We start from the raw sequence: 15,763 nt of genomic DNA on the forward strand, positions 1-15,763 counted from the left end.
CCCGCCGCTTCCCTACGCCAACCGGATTACCTTTTCCGGGTCGGGACCGGCCGGTTTTCTGTCCATTAACCTTGAGCGCGTGAACTCATCCGGTCCCGGCATCGAACCCGAACTGCACGCCCGCCGCGCCGCCTCGTTCGGTGCGACAGCGGCCGCCTATGCCGCGCATCGGCCGAACTATCCGGAAAAGGCACTGGCCTGGGGGCTGGCCGGTGCCCGGCACGCGCCGGAACGGGTACTGGACCTCGCGGCCGGGACCGGCAAGGTCAGCGAAGGGCTGCTCGCGCTGGGTGTCGAGGTCACCGCGGTGGAGCCGGACGAGAAGATGCTCGCGGAACTGAAGAAGGCGTTCCCCTCCGTGACCCCGCTCATCGGGACGGCCGAGGACATCCCGCTGCCCGACGGCTCCGTGGACGCCGTGGTCGTCGGCCAGGCCGTCCACTGGTTCGACCTCGACCGGGCCTATCCGGAGATGGCCAGGGTGCTGAAACCGGGAGGCGTCGTCGCCGCGCTGTGGAATCACGACGACGAGTCGTCCGGCTGGCTGGCCGAGTTGAACGCCTTGATCAAGACCTCGGCGAGCAGGCGCTGGCTGAGCGACTACGAATCGTTGCCGGAACACGAGGCCTTCGAGCCGTTCGAGAAGAAGACGTTCGGTCACAAACAGCCGAGGACCGCGGAGACCCTGGTGGCGACTCTCGCCACCCATTCGCACATGCTGGTGGCCCCGGCGGAGGAACGCGAAGCCAAACTTCGCACGGCGCGGGAATTCCTCGACCGGAATCCGGAAACCGCCTCGGGGGAATTCGACCTGCCGATCACCACCACCGTCTTCCGGGCGGGTAAGCGATGACCGACTGGAAGGCGACGTTCACCGCGACGTTCGGCGCTCCCGCGTCGGCGGTGTCCGCACGGATCTGGGCCGAGGTGTACGGCGACGAGTACCCCGCCGAGCTGGACACCTACAGCTTCGTGACCCGCACCGACCTGCGCCGCATCGCGGCCGAAGCGCGTCTGGAGCCGGGTGGGCGGCTGGCCGACATCGGCTGCGGGCGCGGCGGTCCCGGGCTGTGGGTCGCCGCACGCACGTACGCGACGCTCACCGGAGTCGACATCGCGGAGACGGCGCTGGCGTCGGCGCGGCGTCGCGCGGAGCTGATGGACGTCGAAGCGACCGAGTTCCTGGTCGGCGACTTTCAGGACACCGGACTGGACGACGCGTCGTTCGAGGCGGTGATGAGCGTCGACGCGCTGCTGTTCGCGCCCGACAAGCGGCGTGCCTGCGCGGAGTTCGCGCGGATCCTCGTGCCCGGCGGGCGTCTGCTCGTCACGACCTGGGACTTCGACGGGCAGCCGGTGAACCGGCCGCCCCAGGTGGCCGACCACCGGCCGCTGCTGGAAGCGGCGGGATTCGACGTCCTCTCCTACGAGGAGACGCCGGACTTGCGGGCGCGGCAACGGCGGACCGTGGAGCTCTCGCTCGCGCGGGTGGAGGAATTGGCCGGGGAATCGGGGCAGGATCCGGCGCAGCTGCGGGCGAGCCTCGAACAGACGCTGCGGAACCAGGATCTGATGACGCGGCGGGTGCTGATGGTCGCCTCACGCCGGTGACGGAAGGCGTGACTCGCGTGATTGGACACGTAACTCGCGTGATTGAAGGCGTAACTCACGAGTTACGGCTCTGATCACGCGAGTTACGTGTCTGATCACGCGAGTTACGGCTCTGATCACGCGCGGGACGTGGCGCGGTTCCGGTCGTAGACCAGCCGGAGGCCCATGAGCGTCAGATCCGGGACGTGTTCGGTGATCGTCTCGGACTCCTCCAGCACCAGGGGCGCGAGGCCACCCGTCGCGATCACCGCGACCGGCTCCGCCCCGCCGGGCGAGAGCTCGCGCTTGATCCGCTTCACCAGGCCGTCGACCTGGCCGGCGAAACCGTAGAGGATGCCGGATTGCAGGCATTCCACGGTGTTCTTCCCGATCACCGACCGCGGCGGCACCAGCTCCACCTTGCGCAGCGCCGCGGCCCGCGCGGCCAGCGCGTCGACCGAGATCTCGATACCGGGCGCGAAGGCGCCGCCGAGGAACTCGCCCTTGGCGGAGATGGCGTCCACATTGGTCGAAGTCCCGAAATCGACCACCACACAAGCGGTGTCCGGGTGCAGATGGTGCGCGGCGAGGGTGTTCACCAGCCTGTCCGCGCCCACCTCCTTGGGGTTGTCGACCAGGAGCGGCACGCCGGTGCGCACCCCCGGCTCGACGACGATCTTCGGCACTTTGGCGTAGTACCGCGAAAGCATGACGCGCAGCTCCCGCAGCACCGCGGGAACCGTGGACAACGCGCTGATCCCGGTGATCGAGTCCGCGTGCGAACCGAGGAGCCCGCGCATGGTCAGCGCGAGTTCGTCGGCGGTCATCCGCGCGTCGGTGCGCATGCGCCAGTCGCCGATCAGCTCGTTTCCCGAGTACAGCCCGAGAACGATATTGGTGTTGCCGACGTCGACCGTGAGCAGCAAGGGCTCAGCTTTCGGCGTGCAGCAGCGCGTCGAGACGGCGGGCGTCGGCGGTTTCGGCGACCGGGAAGGTCATCGTGTCGTCGTCGGCCAGCGTCACGGTGCCGCTCAGCAGACCGGAACCCTCCGGCGCGTGCCCGGGGTCGGCGCCCTTCTCGACGATCCGGTTGTCCGCGTCGACGAAGACGACCCGCGGCCGGAACGCGGCCGCCTCGGCGTTCTCCATCTGCGCGTACGAAATCAGGATCACCAGATCGCCCGGGTGCACCAGATGCGCGGCGGCGCCGTTGATGCCGAGCACCCCGCTGCCGCGTTCGCCCGCGATCACGTACGTTTCGAGCCGGGCGCCGTTGGTGACGTCCACAATGGACACCTGTTCGCCCGGCAGCAGATCGGCCGCGTCCATCAGGTCCTCGTCGACGGTCACCGAGCCGACGTAGTGGAGGTCGGCCTGGGTGACCGTCGCCCGGTGGATCTTCGATTTGAGCATCGTGCGGTACATCGTGGACTCTCCCTATTCCCCTGCGTCCAGCGCGTTCTCCGGATGGTCGACGGCGGCGCCGAGCATCACTCCGACGTTGTCGATCAGCCGGGTACTCCCCACCCTGGCCGCGATCAGCAACCGCGCTTCACCGTCCACGGGCGCGGGCCCGAGGTCGGTTCCCCTCAATTCCAGATAGTCGACCTCGACCGCGGGCCGCGCGGCGAGGGTCTGCCTGGCGGTCGCCAGCACGGCTTCCGCGCCGTCGCGTCCGACGAAGGCACCCGCGGTGAGCGCCGCCGACAACACGATCGCGTCCTCGCGCTGTTCCGGGGTCAGATAGACGTTGCGCGAGGACAACGCCAGCCCGTCGCGTTCCCGTACCGTCGGCACCCCGATGACGCGGGTGTCGAAGTTCAGGTCACGCACCATCTTCTTGATCAACACCAGCTGCTGGTAGTCCTTCTCCCCGAAGAAGGCGTAGTCCGGCCGCACGATGTTGAACAGTTTCGCCACCACGGTCAGCACGCCGGCGAAATGCCCCGGCCGCGCCGCGCCTTCCAGCTCGTCGCCGAGCGCGCCGGGATGCACCGTGACGGTGGCCCCCTCGGGATACAGATCCGACGCCTTGGGCAGGAAGCCCAGCTCGACGCCGTCCTCCTTCAGCACTTCGAGGTCCTTGTCCAGCGGACGCGGGTACGCCTCGAAGTCCTCGCCCTCCCCGAACTGCAGGGGGTTCACGAAGATCGACGTCGCGACGACCGTGTTCGGCAGCCGCTTCGCCCGGCGGATCAGCTCGCGGTGCCCCGCGTGCAGGGCGCCCATCGTTGGCACGAGCGCGACCTTGCGGCCGACGCCGTGCAGGGCACGCGTCACCTGGCTGACCTGCTCGGGCGGCTGGAAGGTGTGCAGCGTGCCTCGGGCGAATTTCGGTGTGGTCACTGGTTTTGCTGCCCTTCGGCGGGGTCTGCGGGATCACTCAGGAGTTCGGTGAGCTCGGCGGCGGCCGACGCGTCCAGGAGCCCGGCGGCGTCGCCGCGCGCCAGCGTGCGCTTGGCCAGCGCGCGGTAGCTCGGGGCGATGTCGGGGCCACGTTCGGCCAGCACCGCGAGATGCTTACGCACGGTGCCGAGATCACCACGGGCCACCGGCCCGGTCAGCGCCCGGTCCCCGTGTCGGAGAACATTATCCAACGCCGCCGACAACAACGGAGCCACCAGGCGTTCGGGCTGGGCGATTCCCGCCTCCCGCAACAGTTCCCCGCAGTCGGCGACCACTGTCATCAGGTGGTTCGCGCCGTGCGCCAACGCCGCGTGATAGAGCGCTCGCGCCTCGTCAGGGACCCGGACGGGCTCCGCGCCCATCTCCACGGTCAGCGCTTCGCCGACGTTCCACGCCGCTTCGTCACCCTCCGTCGCGGTGACACCGACGCTGCAGGTGGCCAGCCTGTCGAGGTCTTCGGCGCGGCCGGTGAAGGTCATCACGGGGTGCAGGGCCAGTGGCAGCGCGCCTGCCTTGGCGGCGGGAGCGAGGACGTCGATTCCGTGCGCGCCGGAGGTGTGCACGACGATCTGCCCCGGCCGCAGCGATCCGGTGGCGACGAAACCGCGCACCATCCCGGCGAGCGCGTCGTCCGGCAGGGCCAGCAGGACCAGATCGGCCCGGCGGGCGACCTCGTCGGGAGGCAGGAGAGGCACGTCGGGGAGCAGTTGCTCCGCTCGGCGCACCGAAGCGTTGGAAAGGCCGGAAGCGGCGACGACCGTGTGCCCGGCCCTGGTGAGCGCGGCGCCGACGACACTGCCGACGCGCCCCGCGGAAACGACGCCGACCGCCAGGCGAGCGGGCCTCATCATGGCGTGCGCCAGTGGACGCTCATGGTCGAAACTCCTCAACTCGTTCCAGTCCCGCTCTGCGGTCGCGGGTACCAGACGACGGCGCGAGGGTAACCCTCCGGCACGGGTCTGAACCGGCCCCCGTGACCAGCTTCACCTGACAGTGGTCATCCGCGCGGCGCGCCGTCGGCCAGCCGCACGGCCTCGGCCCGCGACGTCTTGAGCACCTGGAGCAGCTCACGTTGCCGCTGTTTCGCGTCGTCGGTGAGCTTGCGGCCGCGCCGCAGGAACGCGAGCTCGGTCACGCTGGCCTGGTAGCGGCCGACGGCCTTCGCCGCCTCCCGCCCCGACTGCTTCCGCGCCTGTTTCCGCCACGACCGCCGCCCGGAGAGACTGGCCAGCAGCGCGACCTCGGAGGGGGCGATCCAGCGTGCATCAACCATCATCGGCAGCGCCGCCGCGACGATCCGCTGCTCACGCCGTCGTTGCATGACCACCACCGAGAAGACCCCGATGAACAGCGGCACCATGATCAGGAAGTAGACGTTCAGGAAGGTCTTCGCGCCACCGAGCAGCGCGGCACCGTTCCACAGCGCGTGCAGCAGCACCGCGACGACGTAACCGCCGATGGGCGCCAGGATCCGCAGGGAGCGCACCTTGCTGCTCGCGGCGATGCCGAGCCCGATCCCGGTCATGACGGCGAACAGCGGATGGGTGAACGGCGAGAGCACGCCGCGGAGGAAGAACGCCGCGAGCACACCGGCGCTCGTGCCGTCGCCGAAGCCGTGCTCGGCGAAGGCGCGGCCGAAGTAATAGATGTTCTCGGTGAAGGCGAAACCCGCCGCGGTGAACCCGGCGTAGACGATGCCGTCCACGACGCCGTCGAACTCGATCGGGCGGCGCCACCACAGCAGCAGGATGAAAGCGGCCTTCGCGGCCTCCTCGACCAGCGGCGCGGAGACCAGCCCGCTGATCTTGCCGCCGACGCCGGTGCCGAGCAGCAGATCACCGACGGCTTCGGCGCCGCTGTTGAGCAGCAGCGCGATGATCGTCGCGACGCACGCGCCCCAGACGAAGGACAGCAGCAGGAGCTTCGGCGGTTCGGGCTCCCAGCGGTCGACCCACAGGAACGCGGTGACCACCACGGCGACCGGGACGAGTGCCGCGAGCACACCGATCCCCACCGCGAGCGGGCCGACCTTTTCGGTCACCGTGCCGAAGACGAACAACCCGCACAGCGCGACGGCGATCAGCCCGAGCACCGGCAGCAGCACGGTGATCGACCGGGACCGGCGGATCCGGTCGGGGCCGGGCGCAGGGGAGGAAGGCTCGCTCACAGCGGGTCACCCTACCGTCGGTACGGGTTCAGTCTTCGGCACGCCGCCTGCGCCGCGGAGTGGATTCGTTCGCGCCGTTGGCGGCGAGCAGATCCATCACCGACCGGCCGGACGCGTGGGAACCCGCCTCGGAAGTCTCGGGACGGCTGTGCGAAGACCCGTTACGGGACGGCGTCTCGTCGTCCGGCTTCGCCCGCCTGCCGCCGTGACGGCCGCCAGAGGACTCGGTGCTCTGCCAAGCCGGGGGTTCCCCGTCCGGGCGACGGCGACGGCCGCCACCGGTGGGCTCGGGAACGTTCGGGGCCGGGGTGAGCGAGGCCGAGGAGTCTTCCGCCGCGCGGCGACGGCGTCCGCCGCCGCCGTTCTGCGACAGGCGGATCTCTTCGGGCAACGTCGGGTTGACCGCGGGCGGCTCCTCGACGGGCGGCGAGCTGTGCCGCGACGGCGCCTCGGCCGCCGGACGGCGCACCGGTTCGGGCTCCGGCTTCCGCACGGGCTCGGCCCGGCGAGGCGGCTCGGAAACGGCCGGGATCGACGGCGGGGTCGGCGGCTCGGGCTCACGACGAGGCTCGGGACGCGGCTCCGGCCGTGGCTGGGACGCCGAAGGCTGCGGCTGCTGGGGTTTGGGACGCAGCCGGTCCTGGAAGTCGTCCTTCCTGGGGAACGCCGCGCTCAGGTCGGAGACCGGGCGCTCCTGCGTCCACGACGGCTTCCACTCGCCGGTGGCCTCCATCGGCTCCGGCGTGGCGGGCTTGTTCGCGGGCGGCGGCGTGCCGCCGGCCGGACGGGACCGCTCGACCGGCTTCATACCGGGGCGGGTCAAACCGAGCTCGCGGTTCGGCCGGGGACGATCCGGCTCGACCTTCTTGACCGGCTTCGCCGGCGCGGGCGGCTTCACCGGCGGCGTCTGCTTCCGCGTCTGCTCCTCGGGCCGCGGCGCGGGAGGACGCTGAACGGTGCCGGCGTCGAGCCGCTGCTGCAGCGACGGCTGCTGCGGGCGGCGAGGCGGTTCGTTGCGCTGGGGCTGGCGGGCGACGGTGGGCATCGAGGGCTGCGAGGCCTCGGCGCGCGACACACCCGGCATGGACGGGCGGGACACCTCGGCCGGGGTCACCGGCGGCGGGGTCTTGCGCTGGGCGTCGACCCTGGGCATCGGGCGGGAGACCTCGGCGGGCGACATCCCGGGGTTCGACAGCTCCATCCGCTCGCGGCGGGCGGCCTCGGCGGCGAGCGCCTCGGCGGCCTTGGAGGCGCGGGCGTCGGCCTTGCGCATACTGCGGCGAGTCGACTCGTCGACCGGTTTCGGCCGCTGGACCTGATTGCTCTGGCCGTAGCCGCCTGCGCCGTTGACCTGGCCGTTCGCCGGTTTGCGGCGGGCCGCGGGCGGCGCCGGAGCCCGCATCGCGGCGGGTTCGAGGACGCGGTCGATCATCTCGGTCGGGCGCTCGCGGTCACGCTCGTCGACGTCGATCGTGGTGCTCTTGGCCGCCATGAGCTGGGGTTTGCCGTTGCCGTTCTCGGACCCCGCGCTCATCAGCTGCTTGTTGTCGAGGGACCGCATCCGGGTGGCCTGCGCGGTGAGCGCGACGCGTTCGAGGAGGACTTCGCCGCCGAAGAGCGACTGGAGGCTTTCACGCAGAGCGCTCACCTCGGCTCTGAGCGCTTCGAGCTCTTCCTGGGAGCGGCTCTCGGCGGCCTGCCGGGTCTCCGCCTCCATCTCCAGCTCGAACTCGCGGCGGGCGGCGATCTCGCGTTCCAGCTCAAGCTCGTAGACGGCCTGCGCCTCGGCGACGGCGTCCTCGCTCTGCGAAACGTGCTTGCGGTAGCGGACCGCGAGGAACGCACCGATCAAGGCGGCCCACAGCGCCGCGACGATCCCCAGACGCAAGTAGCGGAGGTCGTCGGAAAGCACCAATGCGAGAGTCGCGCCGACGGCGAGAACCAAGCCGACGACAAGCCACGGCCTACCCGCAAGGCGGCCGCGCGAGTCGTCACCCACCCCGGTCATGCCCAACACCGTACCTTCTAGTAATCCGAACGAGACCTAGTCGGTACTTCGAGCGGTGGCTCCCGAGCGTTAACCGGTCGGCTCGGGATCGGTGTCCCGATCACCGCCCTCGGGGGTCCGGCAGCAGTGTTCGAGCCATAAAGCCGCAGCTACCAGCGCCGCCGAGCTGACGATCCCGACCGTGGCCGAGCGGAGATCGCCGCTCGCCGCGAGGAGTTCGTCACGTCGCGGAAAAAGATACGCGAAAGCCGCGAGCCAGACGCCCGTCATCGCGGATCCGGCGAGCGAAGAGGCCTTGGCGAGGGCCACCGATCGAGCGACGGAGATCGCGGAGAGCACGCGGCCCTCCTTGATCCGCGACCGGATGATGAAGGCGAGCACGAACTCGCAGAGCGCGAGGACGAGCAGCGTGATTCCGGCGAAGAGCGGAAGCGCGGGGATGGATCCGTAGGCGACCTGGAAGAGCAGATAGGCCAGGACCAATCCCAGGAGGCCGGCCACCGCCAGCTCACGTGGCCGGGTGAAGTGCATGGTCCAACGCTACCTGGCAGGCTTGACTCTCCACCAACTGGAGAGTCGACGATGAGGCATATGGGCACCGCATCGGTTTTCACCATCGGGGAGCTGGCCAAACGGACCGGCCTGCCGGTGAAGACCATCCGCTTCTACTCCGACGAGGGGCTCCTGCCCCCGACCGACCGCACCGATTCGGGCTACCGGCTCTACGACGCGACCGCGATGGCGCGTCTCGAGCTGGTCCGGACGCTACGGGAACTCGGGCTCGGCCTCGCCGACGTCGAGCGGGCGCTGACCAGGGAAGCGACCATCGGGGACCTCGCGGTCCAGCACGTCGCCGCCCTGGACGAGCAGATCCGGCGGCTGGAACTGCGCCGCGCGGTCCTGCGAGCGGTGGCCAAACGGGACTCACCACTGGAGGAGGTCGAACTGATGAACAAACTCGCGTCGATGTCGGACGAGGACCGCAAACGTTTGCTCGACGAGTTCTGGGCGGACATGGTCGAAGGGCTCGATCTGGACCCGGAGTTCTACGAGCGGATGCGCTCGGCGAAACCGGAGCTGCCCGACGACCCGACGCCCGAGCAACTGGAGGCCTGGATCGAGTTCGCCGAACTCGTGCAGGACGACGAGTTCCGCGCGTCCATCCGCCGGATGAGCGAGTGGCACTCGCAGCTCCGGAAGCAGGACGGAGCGGACTTCGGCGCGAAGCAGCAGGAGCTGTGGATGGCGTGGAGCGCTCGGGCGACCGAAGCGCTCGAAGCCGGCCTCGCGCCGGACTCGGCCGAGGGCCGCGAACTGGCGGAGACGATCTTCACGGAGTCTTCGCGGAACGGCCGTGACCCCGCCGACCCGGCCTGGCGGAAGCGGCTGACCGACGGGATGGCGATCAGCTCCGACCCGCGGGCCGAGCGGTACTGGCTGCTGCTGGGGAAGATCAACGGCTGGCCGTCGTTCCCCTCGCAGATGCCGCAGGCGGAGTGGATCATCGCGGCCCTGCGCTCGGCGCTGGGGTAGCAAGGGACCTTTGCTACCACTCCCGCGTTTAGCCGACTGATTGCCTGGCCGACGGGCGCCGGGTGGGCGTTGCGAAAGCCACTTTCGCAACGCTGAAGGTTGCGAAAGTGGCTTTCGCAACCTCTCCGGGGTCGCCGCCCCTCGCAATCAGGCGACCAAACGCGGTGGTTCGCATCACGAACCACTGGGGGCTTGGCCGTGACCGTGTGGGTTTTGGGGCGTCAGGTGACCAGAAATCCACACGGTCCCCCACTTCCGGGACCGTCCTCTGGATGCGGTGGTTCGTATCGTCAACTACCGCATTCAGAGGACGAAATGCGTGAGGCGGACGGAGTCGTGGTCCGAGGCGGGGCGGGCGGCGAGGAGGTCGGCGACGGGACCGTGGCCGGGAAGCACCGCGTCGGGCTCGATCTCCAGCCAGGGGATCAGCACGCTCGCGCGCTCCGGCGTGCCGGGATGCGGAAGCAGCAACTGGGGGTCGTCGGAGCGAACCCCGTCCACGGTCACTATGTCGACATCCAGCGTGCGCGGACCCCACCGGAGTTCGCGCACGCGCTCCGCCGCCTGCTCGGCGGCCTGCCCGGTGCGCAGCCAGTCCCAGTGATCACGCGCCGGGTCGTCGACCAGGACGACGGCGTTGAGGAAGTCCGGCTGGTCCTCGACACCCCACGCCTTGGTCTCGTAGACCGACGACACCGCGACGACCGCGGGCCGGACCGCGTCGACGGCGGATCGGAGATACGCGAGCCGGTCCCCCAGGTTGGAGCCGAGCGAAAGCAGCGCGCGGCTCATCGCTCCCGCCGCACCGTGACCGCGACGTCGTCGAAGTTCAGCGGGATCGGCGCGGACGGCTTGTGCACCGTCACCTCGACGGCGGTCAGCCGCTCGTCGCGCAGCACCTCGTCGGCGATCTTCCCGGCGACACTCTCGATGAGGTCGTACGGCTCGCCCGCCACGATCCCGGCGGCGAGCTCCGCCAATTCGCCGTAGTGCAGCGTCTTGGTCAGGTCGTCGGACGCGGCGGCCGGGCCGAGGTCCAGCCACACCACGATGTCGACGACGAACTCCTGCCCGTCCCGCTTCTCGTGGTCGAAGACCCCGTGCCTGCCGAAGACCCTCAAGCCGGTCAACGTGATCCGGTCAGACAACGGGACTCCCCTTCCGCCAAGCCGCCGCGACGGTCACGGCGTCGATGCTCGCGCCGACCTCGTGCACCCGCACTCCCCAGGCGCCGGCCGCCGCGGCGAGCGCGGACACGGCCGCGGTCGCGTTCTCGCGGCCGTCCGGCGGAGCGGGCTTTCCGTCCTTTCCGGACAAAAGGCGCCCGAGGAACCGTTTGCGCGAAGCGCCGACGAGAACCGGGAAACCCAGTGACAGAAAGGTATCCAGGCCGTTCAGCAACGCCCAGTCGTGCTCGGCGTTCTTCGCGAACCCCAGCCCGGGGTCGAGCACGATCGCATCGGCGTCGACACCCGCGGCGAGCGCTTCGTCCACTCGGGACAGCAGCTCGGCGCGCACGTCCGCGACGACGTCCTCATAGGACGCCAGCGCGTTCATGTCCTTGCTGTGCCCGCGCCAGTGCATCAGCACATAAGGGACACCCGTCTCGGCGGCGACCTTCGCCATGTTCGGATCGGCCAGCCCACCGGAGACGTCGTTGATGACGGACGCGCCCGCCTCGACCGCGGCGAGGGCGACCTCGGCCCGCGTAGTGTCCACGGACATCGCGACACCGTCGGCGGCGAGCGCGCGGATCACCGGCATGATCCGGGAAATCTCGGTCCCGGCGTCCACCCTGGACGCTCCCGGCCGAGTCGACTCCCCGCCGACGTCGATCAGATCCGCGCCGCGCGCCCACATCTCGTGCGCGTGCTCCAGCGCCTGCTCGACGCCGAGGTAGCGGCCACCGTCCGAAAAGGAATCGGGGGTGACATTGAGGATCCCCATCACCGCGCACCGGCCGGGCCGGGGCAGGGCGGTCATCGACGGCCCTTGATCAGATCCAGCGCCTCCGCCCGCGAGGACGCCGAAGACTGCAGCAGACCGCGCACGGCGGACGTCGTCGTCCTGGCGCCGGGTTTGCGGATACCGCGCATGGCCATGCAGAGATGCTCGGCCTCGACCACGACGATCGCGCCGCGGGGCTCGAGTTTGCGCATGAGCGCGTCGGCGACCTGGGAGGTCAGGCGCTCCTGGACCTGCGGGCGCTTGGCGTAGAGGTCGACGAGGCGGGCCAGTTTGGACAGGCCGGTGACCTTGCCGTGCTCATTGGGGATGTAGCCGACATGGGCGACGCCATGAAATGACAGCAGGTGGTGTTCACAGGTGCTGAACATCGGGATGTCCGTCACGAGCACGAGTTCTTCGTGTGCCTCGTCGAACGTGCGGTCCAGGACGTGGTCCGGTTCGGTGTAGAGCCCGGCGAACATTTCCCGGTAAGCGCGAGCGACCCGGGCCGGGGTCTCCAAGAGACCGTCCCGGTCCGGGTCCTCACCACAGGCGAGCAGGAGTTCGCGTACGGCTTTCTCGGCCCGGTCCTGGTCGAAGACCGGGCTTACGCCGTTACCGCTTGGTGTCGTCCTGTCCGTCGTCACGCCGTTGCTGTCCTTCGTCCTGCTGACCGCCGGGCTGGTCAGCGAACCAGCCGTCACGCGGGCGGTCTTCGGCGGGACGCCAGGGCTGGTTCGGCTGGCCGCCCGGCTGCGTGGCCGGGGTCCAGCCGGGAGGAGCCCCGTAGTTCGGCGGGCCGCCAACGGGCCCACCCTGGTAACCGCCTGCCGGACCACCCGGCTGCTGCCCACCATATGCCTGGGGCCAGTGACCGGTGCCGTTCGGCCCACCGTTGGGGCGACCACCGTTGGGGTAGGCGCCCGGCGGCGGCGGGGCGTACGGGTTCGCGTTCGGGTCCGGCGGCGGAGCGGGTTGCGCGTACGGCGGGCCACCGGGAAGGTCGCCGCCGCCCTGCGCGGTGCCGACCGGGGTCGGCGCCGGCTGCAGCACCGGCTGCTCCTTCTTCTCCTCCGGCGGGGGCCACGGCTCGCCGCGTTCCATCGCCAGCTCGCCGGGGGTCTTGATCGGCGGCTTGTCGGACGGCTTGCGGTCGCCGAACTCGTTGAAGATGGTGATGTGCGGGCGCTTCTCGACGGTCGCGAAGATCCGCTCGAGGTCCTTGCGGGTCAGCGTCTCCTTTTCGAGGAGCTCGATGACCAGCTCGTCCAGCACGTCGCGGTAGGTGCTCAGCACGTGCCACGCCTCGGTGTGCGCGGTCTCGATGAGCTTGCGCACCTCCTCGTCGATCTCGTGCGCGACCTCGAGCGAGTAGTCCGCCTGGCGGCCCGCCGAGCGGCCGAGGAACGGGTCGCCCTGCTCCTGGCCGTACTTGACCGCGCCGAGCCGGGCGCTCATGCCGTATTCGGTGACCATCGCGCGGGCGATCTTGGTCGCCTGCTCGATGTCGGAGGAGGCACCGGTGGTGGGCTCGTGGAAGACGAGCTCCTCCGCCGTCCGGCCGCCCATCGCGAAGACCAGGCGCCCGATCATCTCCGATCGGGTCATCAACTCCTTGTCGTCCTCCGGGACGAGCAGGGCGTGACCGCCGGTGCGCCCGCGCGGCAGGATCGTCAGCTTGTAGACCGGTTCGATGTCCGGCATCGCCCACGCGGCGAGCGCGTGCCCGCCCTCGTGGTAGGCCGTGATCTTCTTCTCCTTCTCGGAGATGATCCGGCTCTTGCGGGCGGGGCCGCCGACGACGCGGTCGACCGACTCCTCCAGCGCGGCGTCGGTGATCACGTGCCCGTTCTGGCGGGCGGTGAGCAGCGCGGCCTCGTTGAGCACGTTCGCCAGGTCCGCGCCGGACATGCCGACGGTCCGCTTGGCGAGGCTGCTCAGGTCGGTGCCCTGTGCGATCGGCTTGCCCTTGGCGTGCACCTCGAGGATCGCCTTGCGGCCGCGCATGTCCGGCGCGGACACCGGGATCTGGCGGTCGAAGCGGCCGGGGCGCAGGAGCGCCGGGTCGAGGATGTCGGGACGGTTGGTCGCGGCGATCAGGATGATGCCGCCGCGCGCGTCGAAGCCGTCCATCTCGACGAGGAGCTGGTTCAGCGTCTGCTCGCGTTCGTCGTGGCCGCCGCCGAGGCCGGCGCCGCGCTGGCGGCCGACCGCGTCGATCTCGTCGACGAAGATGATGCAGGGCGCGTTCTGCTTGGCCTGCTCGAACAGGTCGCGGACTCGCGAGGCGCCGACACCGACGAACATCTCGACGAAGTCGGAACCGGAGATCGTGTAGAACGGCACGCCCGCCTCACCGGCGACGGCGCGCGCGAGCAGCGTCTTACCGGTACCGGGCGGCCCGTAGAGCAGGACGCCCTTGGGGATCTTCGCGCCGAGCGCCTGGTAGCGCGCCGGGTTCTGCAGGAAGTCCTTGATCTCGTACAGCTCTTCGACGGCCTCGTCGGCGCCCGCGACGTCCCCGAAGGTCGTCTTGGGCATGTCCTTGTTGAGCTGCTTGGCCTTCGACTTGCCGAAGTTGAGGACGCGGTTCCCGCCGCCCTGCGCGTTGTTCATCATCCACATCAGCAGGCCCAGCACCAGCGCCAGCGGGATGGCGAAGATCAGGATCTGGGTGAGGACGTTCTGCTGGGTGACCTTGGTGGTGAACTTGACCGGGTTGTCACCGCTCTTCAGGCCGATGAGCTGGCCGTAGATGGTGCCCGCGACGTTCGCCGGGTACTGCGCGATGATCTGGTCGACCTGCTGGCCGTCGACCTCGATCTTCTTGTTCAGGAGCAGCTTGATCTGCTGCTCCTTGTCCTCTTGCGAGGCTTCCTTGACGTTGTTCGCGGTGATCTGCTGGTTCGCGATCGAGATCGGCACCTGGGTGTAGCCACGATCACTGTCGAAGATCGTGTTGTATGCGAGAAACGCCAGTACCGCCGCGAGAATCCAGAGCACTGGGTTCCTGAGCACGCTCTTCCGGTTCATACGACTCGGCCCTGGTGGCCTCGACCCTTCCTGGTTGGGCGGCTCATGTGATACCCGCCATCACGATCTTGACGACCCATGGTGCTCCGACACCCGCCCCTCAGGATACCGCCCGCCTGGACGGATGAGGGTGGTGAGCCTCTCGGACGTAAACGGCGGACGTCGCGCGAGGGTTCCCGGAGCCGGACCCTAGCGTGTGTCGACCGCCACACCGGCGGCCATTTCGCCCAGCCGCGTCCGGAGCGTCTTGACGTCGGCGGGCGAGACGGTGACCCACTCGCGCCCGTCCGGACCGGCCTGTGACGTGCTGAGATAGCGACCGCTGGCGGTGTCGAACCAGCCGAGCACGCGGGACCGCTGTTTGGCGCCCACGTGGGACCGGCTGTTCGCTGCGAGCTGACCGCCGCGCAGCCTCGGCTGGCCGGTGAGCTTGCCGAACGCCTCGCGCGGATCCGCCGCGATGCGCTCACTGAGCGAGACGCGCGGCTTGTCCTTGCGACGGCTCTTCGCCGCTTCGGGCTCCTCGGCCTGCTTCGTCGGGTTGATGGCGGCGCGGATCGGCTCGGTGCGGCGGGCGTCGTCGATCGGCAGCGTGACGGACGCCTCCGAGCCGCGCTGTCCTGGGGGCAGCAGGTCGACGACCGCCGTCGGGAGCCCGTCGGCGGGTGCTTCGCGCAGCCAGATCCCGGACTGGTCCTGGATCGCGATCACCGCGTCGCGGCCGTCGGTGGCGCCGAGCACGGCGATCGTCGGCGCCTGGAATTCGGGGATGTGGAGCGCGTCGATGGTCAGCGAGCCGCGGGCGAGGAGGTACAGCCAGTCCTCGATCCGCCGCTCCAGCCTTCCCCGGCCGTCGCGGATGCCGCGGGCCTGGAGTTCGTTGTCGACGCGCTGGCGCAGTGCCCGGCGTTCGAGCTCGGTCGCTCCGTGCGACCGGACGCGCAGCGGGTATGGCAGGTCGCCGAGCTCGGCGGACTCCCAGAGGAAGTCGAACGCCATCGGTGTGAAGTGTTCCTGGTGCATTTTGCTCCGTGCCCTCCCGGCACCTCGGCTTCATGGGCCTCGGGACGCCCAGAGGT

Annotated in this window: 16 protein-coding genes; 3 read left to right on the top strand and 13 right to left on the bottom strand. The window is 69.9% G+C overall.

Annotation, left to right across the window (positions count from 1 at the left end; all coding sequences use genetic code 11):
• Nucleotides 1-79: 79 nt before the first annotated feature.
• Together NQK81_RS22650 and NQK81_RS22655 are read left to right on the top strand one after the other, a co-directional pair.
• Nucleotides 80-853: a class I SAM-dependent methyltransferase gene (locus NQK81_RS22650; RefSeq protein WP_257483179.1), complete on the top strand. Its 774-nt coding sequence runs from the start codon at nt 80-82 to the stop codon at nt 851-853.
• Nucleotides 850-1,611, top strand: a complete 762-nt coding sequence (locus NQK81_RS22655; protein ID WP_257483180.1) for a class I SAM-dependent methyltransferase — start codon at nt 850-852, stop codon at nt 1,609-1,611. Before NQK81_RS22650 ends, NQK81_RS22655 begins: the two co-directional genes overlap by 4 nt.
• A gap of 116 nt (nt 1,612-1,727) precedes the next feature.
• On the opposite strand, the gene NQK81_RS22660 is transcribed toward NQK81_RS22655, so the two are convergent.
• The 7 genes from NQK81_RS22660 to NQK81_RS22690 all read right to left on the bottom strand — a co-directional run bounded on the left by NQK81_RS22660 (nt 1,728) and on the right by NQK81_RS22690 (nt 8,702).
• A complete protein-coding gene (locus NQK81_RS22660; protein ID WP_257483181.1) occupies nt 1,728-2,516 on the bottom strand; it encodes a type III pantothenate kinase in 789 nt (262 codons plus the stop codon).
• 4 nt (nt 2,517-2,520) lie between these two features.
• Nucleotides 2,521-3,015, bottom strand: coding sequence for an aspartate 1-decarboxylase (gene panD, locus NQK81_RS22665; RefSeq protein WP_126730155.1), 495 nt, complete (start codon nt 3,013-3,015; stop codon nt 2,521-2,523).
• A 12-nt stretch (nt 3,016-3,027) separates the two neighbouring features.
• The gene (panC, locus tag NQK81_RS22670; RefSeq protein ID WP_257483182.1) at nt 3,028-3,936 is read right to left on the bottom strand and encodes a pantoate--beta-alanine ligase; all 909 of its coding nucleotides are present in this window, start codon (nt 3,934-3,936) and stop codon (nt 3,028-3,030) included.
• A complete protein-coding gene (locus NQK81_RS22675; protein ID WP_257483183.1) occupies nt 3,933-4,847 on the bottom strand; it encodes a Rossmann-like and DUF2520 domain-containing protein in 915 nt (304 codons plus the stop codon). The genes panC and NQK81_RS22675 overlap by 4 nt, the downstream gene beginning before the upstream one ends.
• 146 nt (nt 4,848-4,993) lie before the next feature.
• A complete protein-coding gene (locus NQK81_RS22680; RefSeq protein WP_257483184.1) occupies nt 4,994-6,163 on the bottom strand; it encodes a PrsW family intramembrane metalloprotease in 1,170 nt (389 codons plus the stop codon).
• A 28-nt stretch (nt 6,164-6,191) separates the two neighbouring features.
• Nucleotides 6,192-8,171, bottom strand: a complete 1,980-nt coding sequence (locus NQK81_RS22685) for a DUF6779 domain-containing protein (protein ID WP_257483185.1) — start codon at nt 8,169-8,171, stop codon at nt 6,192-6,194.
• Nucleotides 8,172-8,240: 69 nt separating this feature from the next.
• Nucleotides 8,241-8,702, bottom strand: coding sequence for a DUF3180 domain-containing protein (locus NQK81_RS22690; protein WP_126730147.1), 462 nt, complete (start codon nt 8,700-8,702; stop codon nt 8,241-8,243).
• A gap of 60 nt (nt 8,703-8,762) precedes the next feature.
• Between NQK81_RS22690 and NQK81_RS22695 the strand changes: the two genes are divergently transcribed.
• Nucleotides 8,763-9,704, top strand: a complete 942-nt coding sequence (locus tag NQK81_RS22695) for a MerR family transcriptional regulator (RefSeq protein WP_257483186.1) — start codon at nt 8,763-8,765, stop codon at nt 9,702-9,704.
• A gap of 303 nt (nt 9,705-10,007) precedes the next feature.
• Here the strand turns inward: NQK81_RS22695 and folK are convergent, their stop codons facing one another.
• The 6 genes from folK to NQK81_RS22725 form a co-directional block, all read right to left on the bottom strand.
• On the bottom strand, nt 10,008-10,496 hold the full coding sequence (folK, locus tag NQK81_RS22700) for a 2-amino-4-hydroxy-6-hydroxymethyldihydropteridine diphosphokinase (protein WP_257483187.1): 489 nt from the start codon (nt 10,494-10,496) through the stop codon (nt 10,008-10,010).
• A complete protein-coding gene (gene folB / locus NQK81_RS22705) occupies nt 10,493-10,852 on the bottom strand; it encodes a dihydroneopterin aldolase (protein ID WP_020632060.1) in 360 nt (119 codons plus the stop codon). Before folB ends, folK begins: the two co-directional genes overlap by 4 nt.
• Nucleotides 10,845-11,687 (bottom strand): dihydropteroate synthase, encoded by an 843-nt coding sequence (gene folP, locus NQK81_RS22710; RefSeq protein WP_257483188.1) that lies wholly within the window; start codon nt 11,685-11,687, stop codon nt 10,845-10,847. Before folP ends, folB begins: the two co-directional genes overlap by 8 nt.
• Nucleotides 11,684-12,298 (bottom strand): GTP cyclohydrolase I FolE, encoded by a 615-nt coding sequence (gene folE, locus NQK81_RS22715; protein WP_257483189.1) that lies wholly within the window; start codon nt 12,296-12,298, stop codon nt 11,684-11,686. Before folE ends, folP begins: the two co-directional genes overlap by 4 nt.
• Complete coding sequence (gene ftsH / locus NQK81_RS22720) at nt 12,267-14,684, bottom strand: ATP-dependent zinc metalloprotease FtsH (RefSeq protein WP_126730140.1); 2,418 nt, start codon at nt 14,682-14,684, stop codon at nt 12,267-12,269. The genes folE and ftsH overlap by 32 nt, the downstream gene beginning before the upstream one ends.
• Nucleotides 14,685-14,873: 189 nt before the next feature.
• The gene (locus NQK81_RS22725) at nt 14,874-15,707 is read right to left on the bottom strand and encodes an ESX secretion-associated protein EspG (RefSeq protein WP_126730139.1); all 834 of its coding nucleotides are present in this window, start codon (nt 15,705-15,707) and stop codon (nt 14,874-14,876) included.
• Nucleotides 15,708-15,763 lie beyond the last annotated feature (56 nt).

It is taken from the genome of Amycolatopsis roodepoortensis, from assembly GCF_024628825.1.
Taxonomy (GTDB): domain Bacteria; phylum Actinomycetota; class Actinomycetes; order Mycobacteriales; family Pseudonocardiaceae; genus Amycolatopsis; species Amycolatopsis roodepoortensis.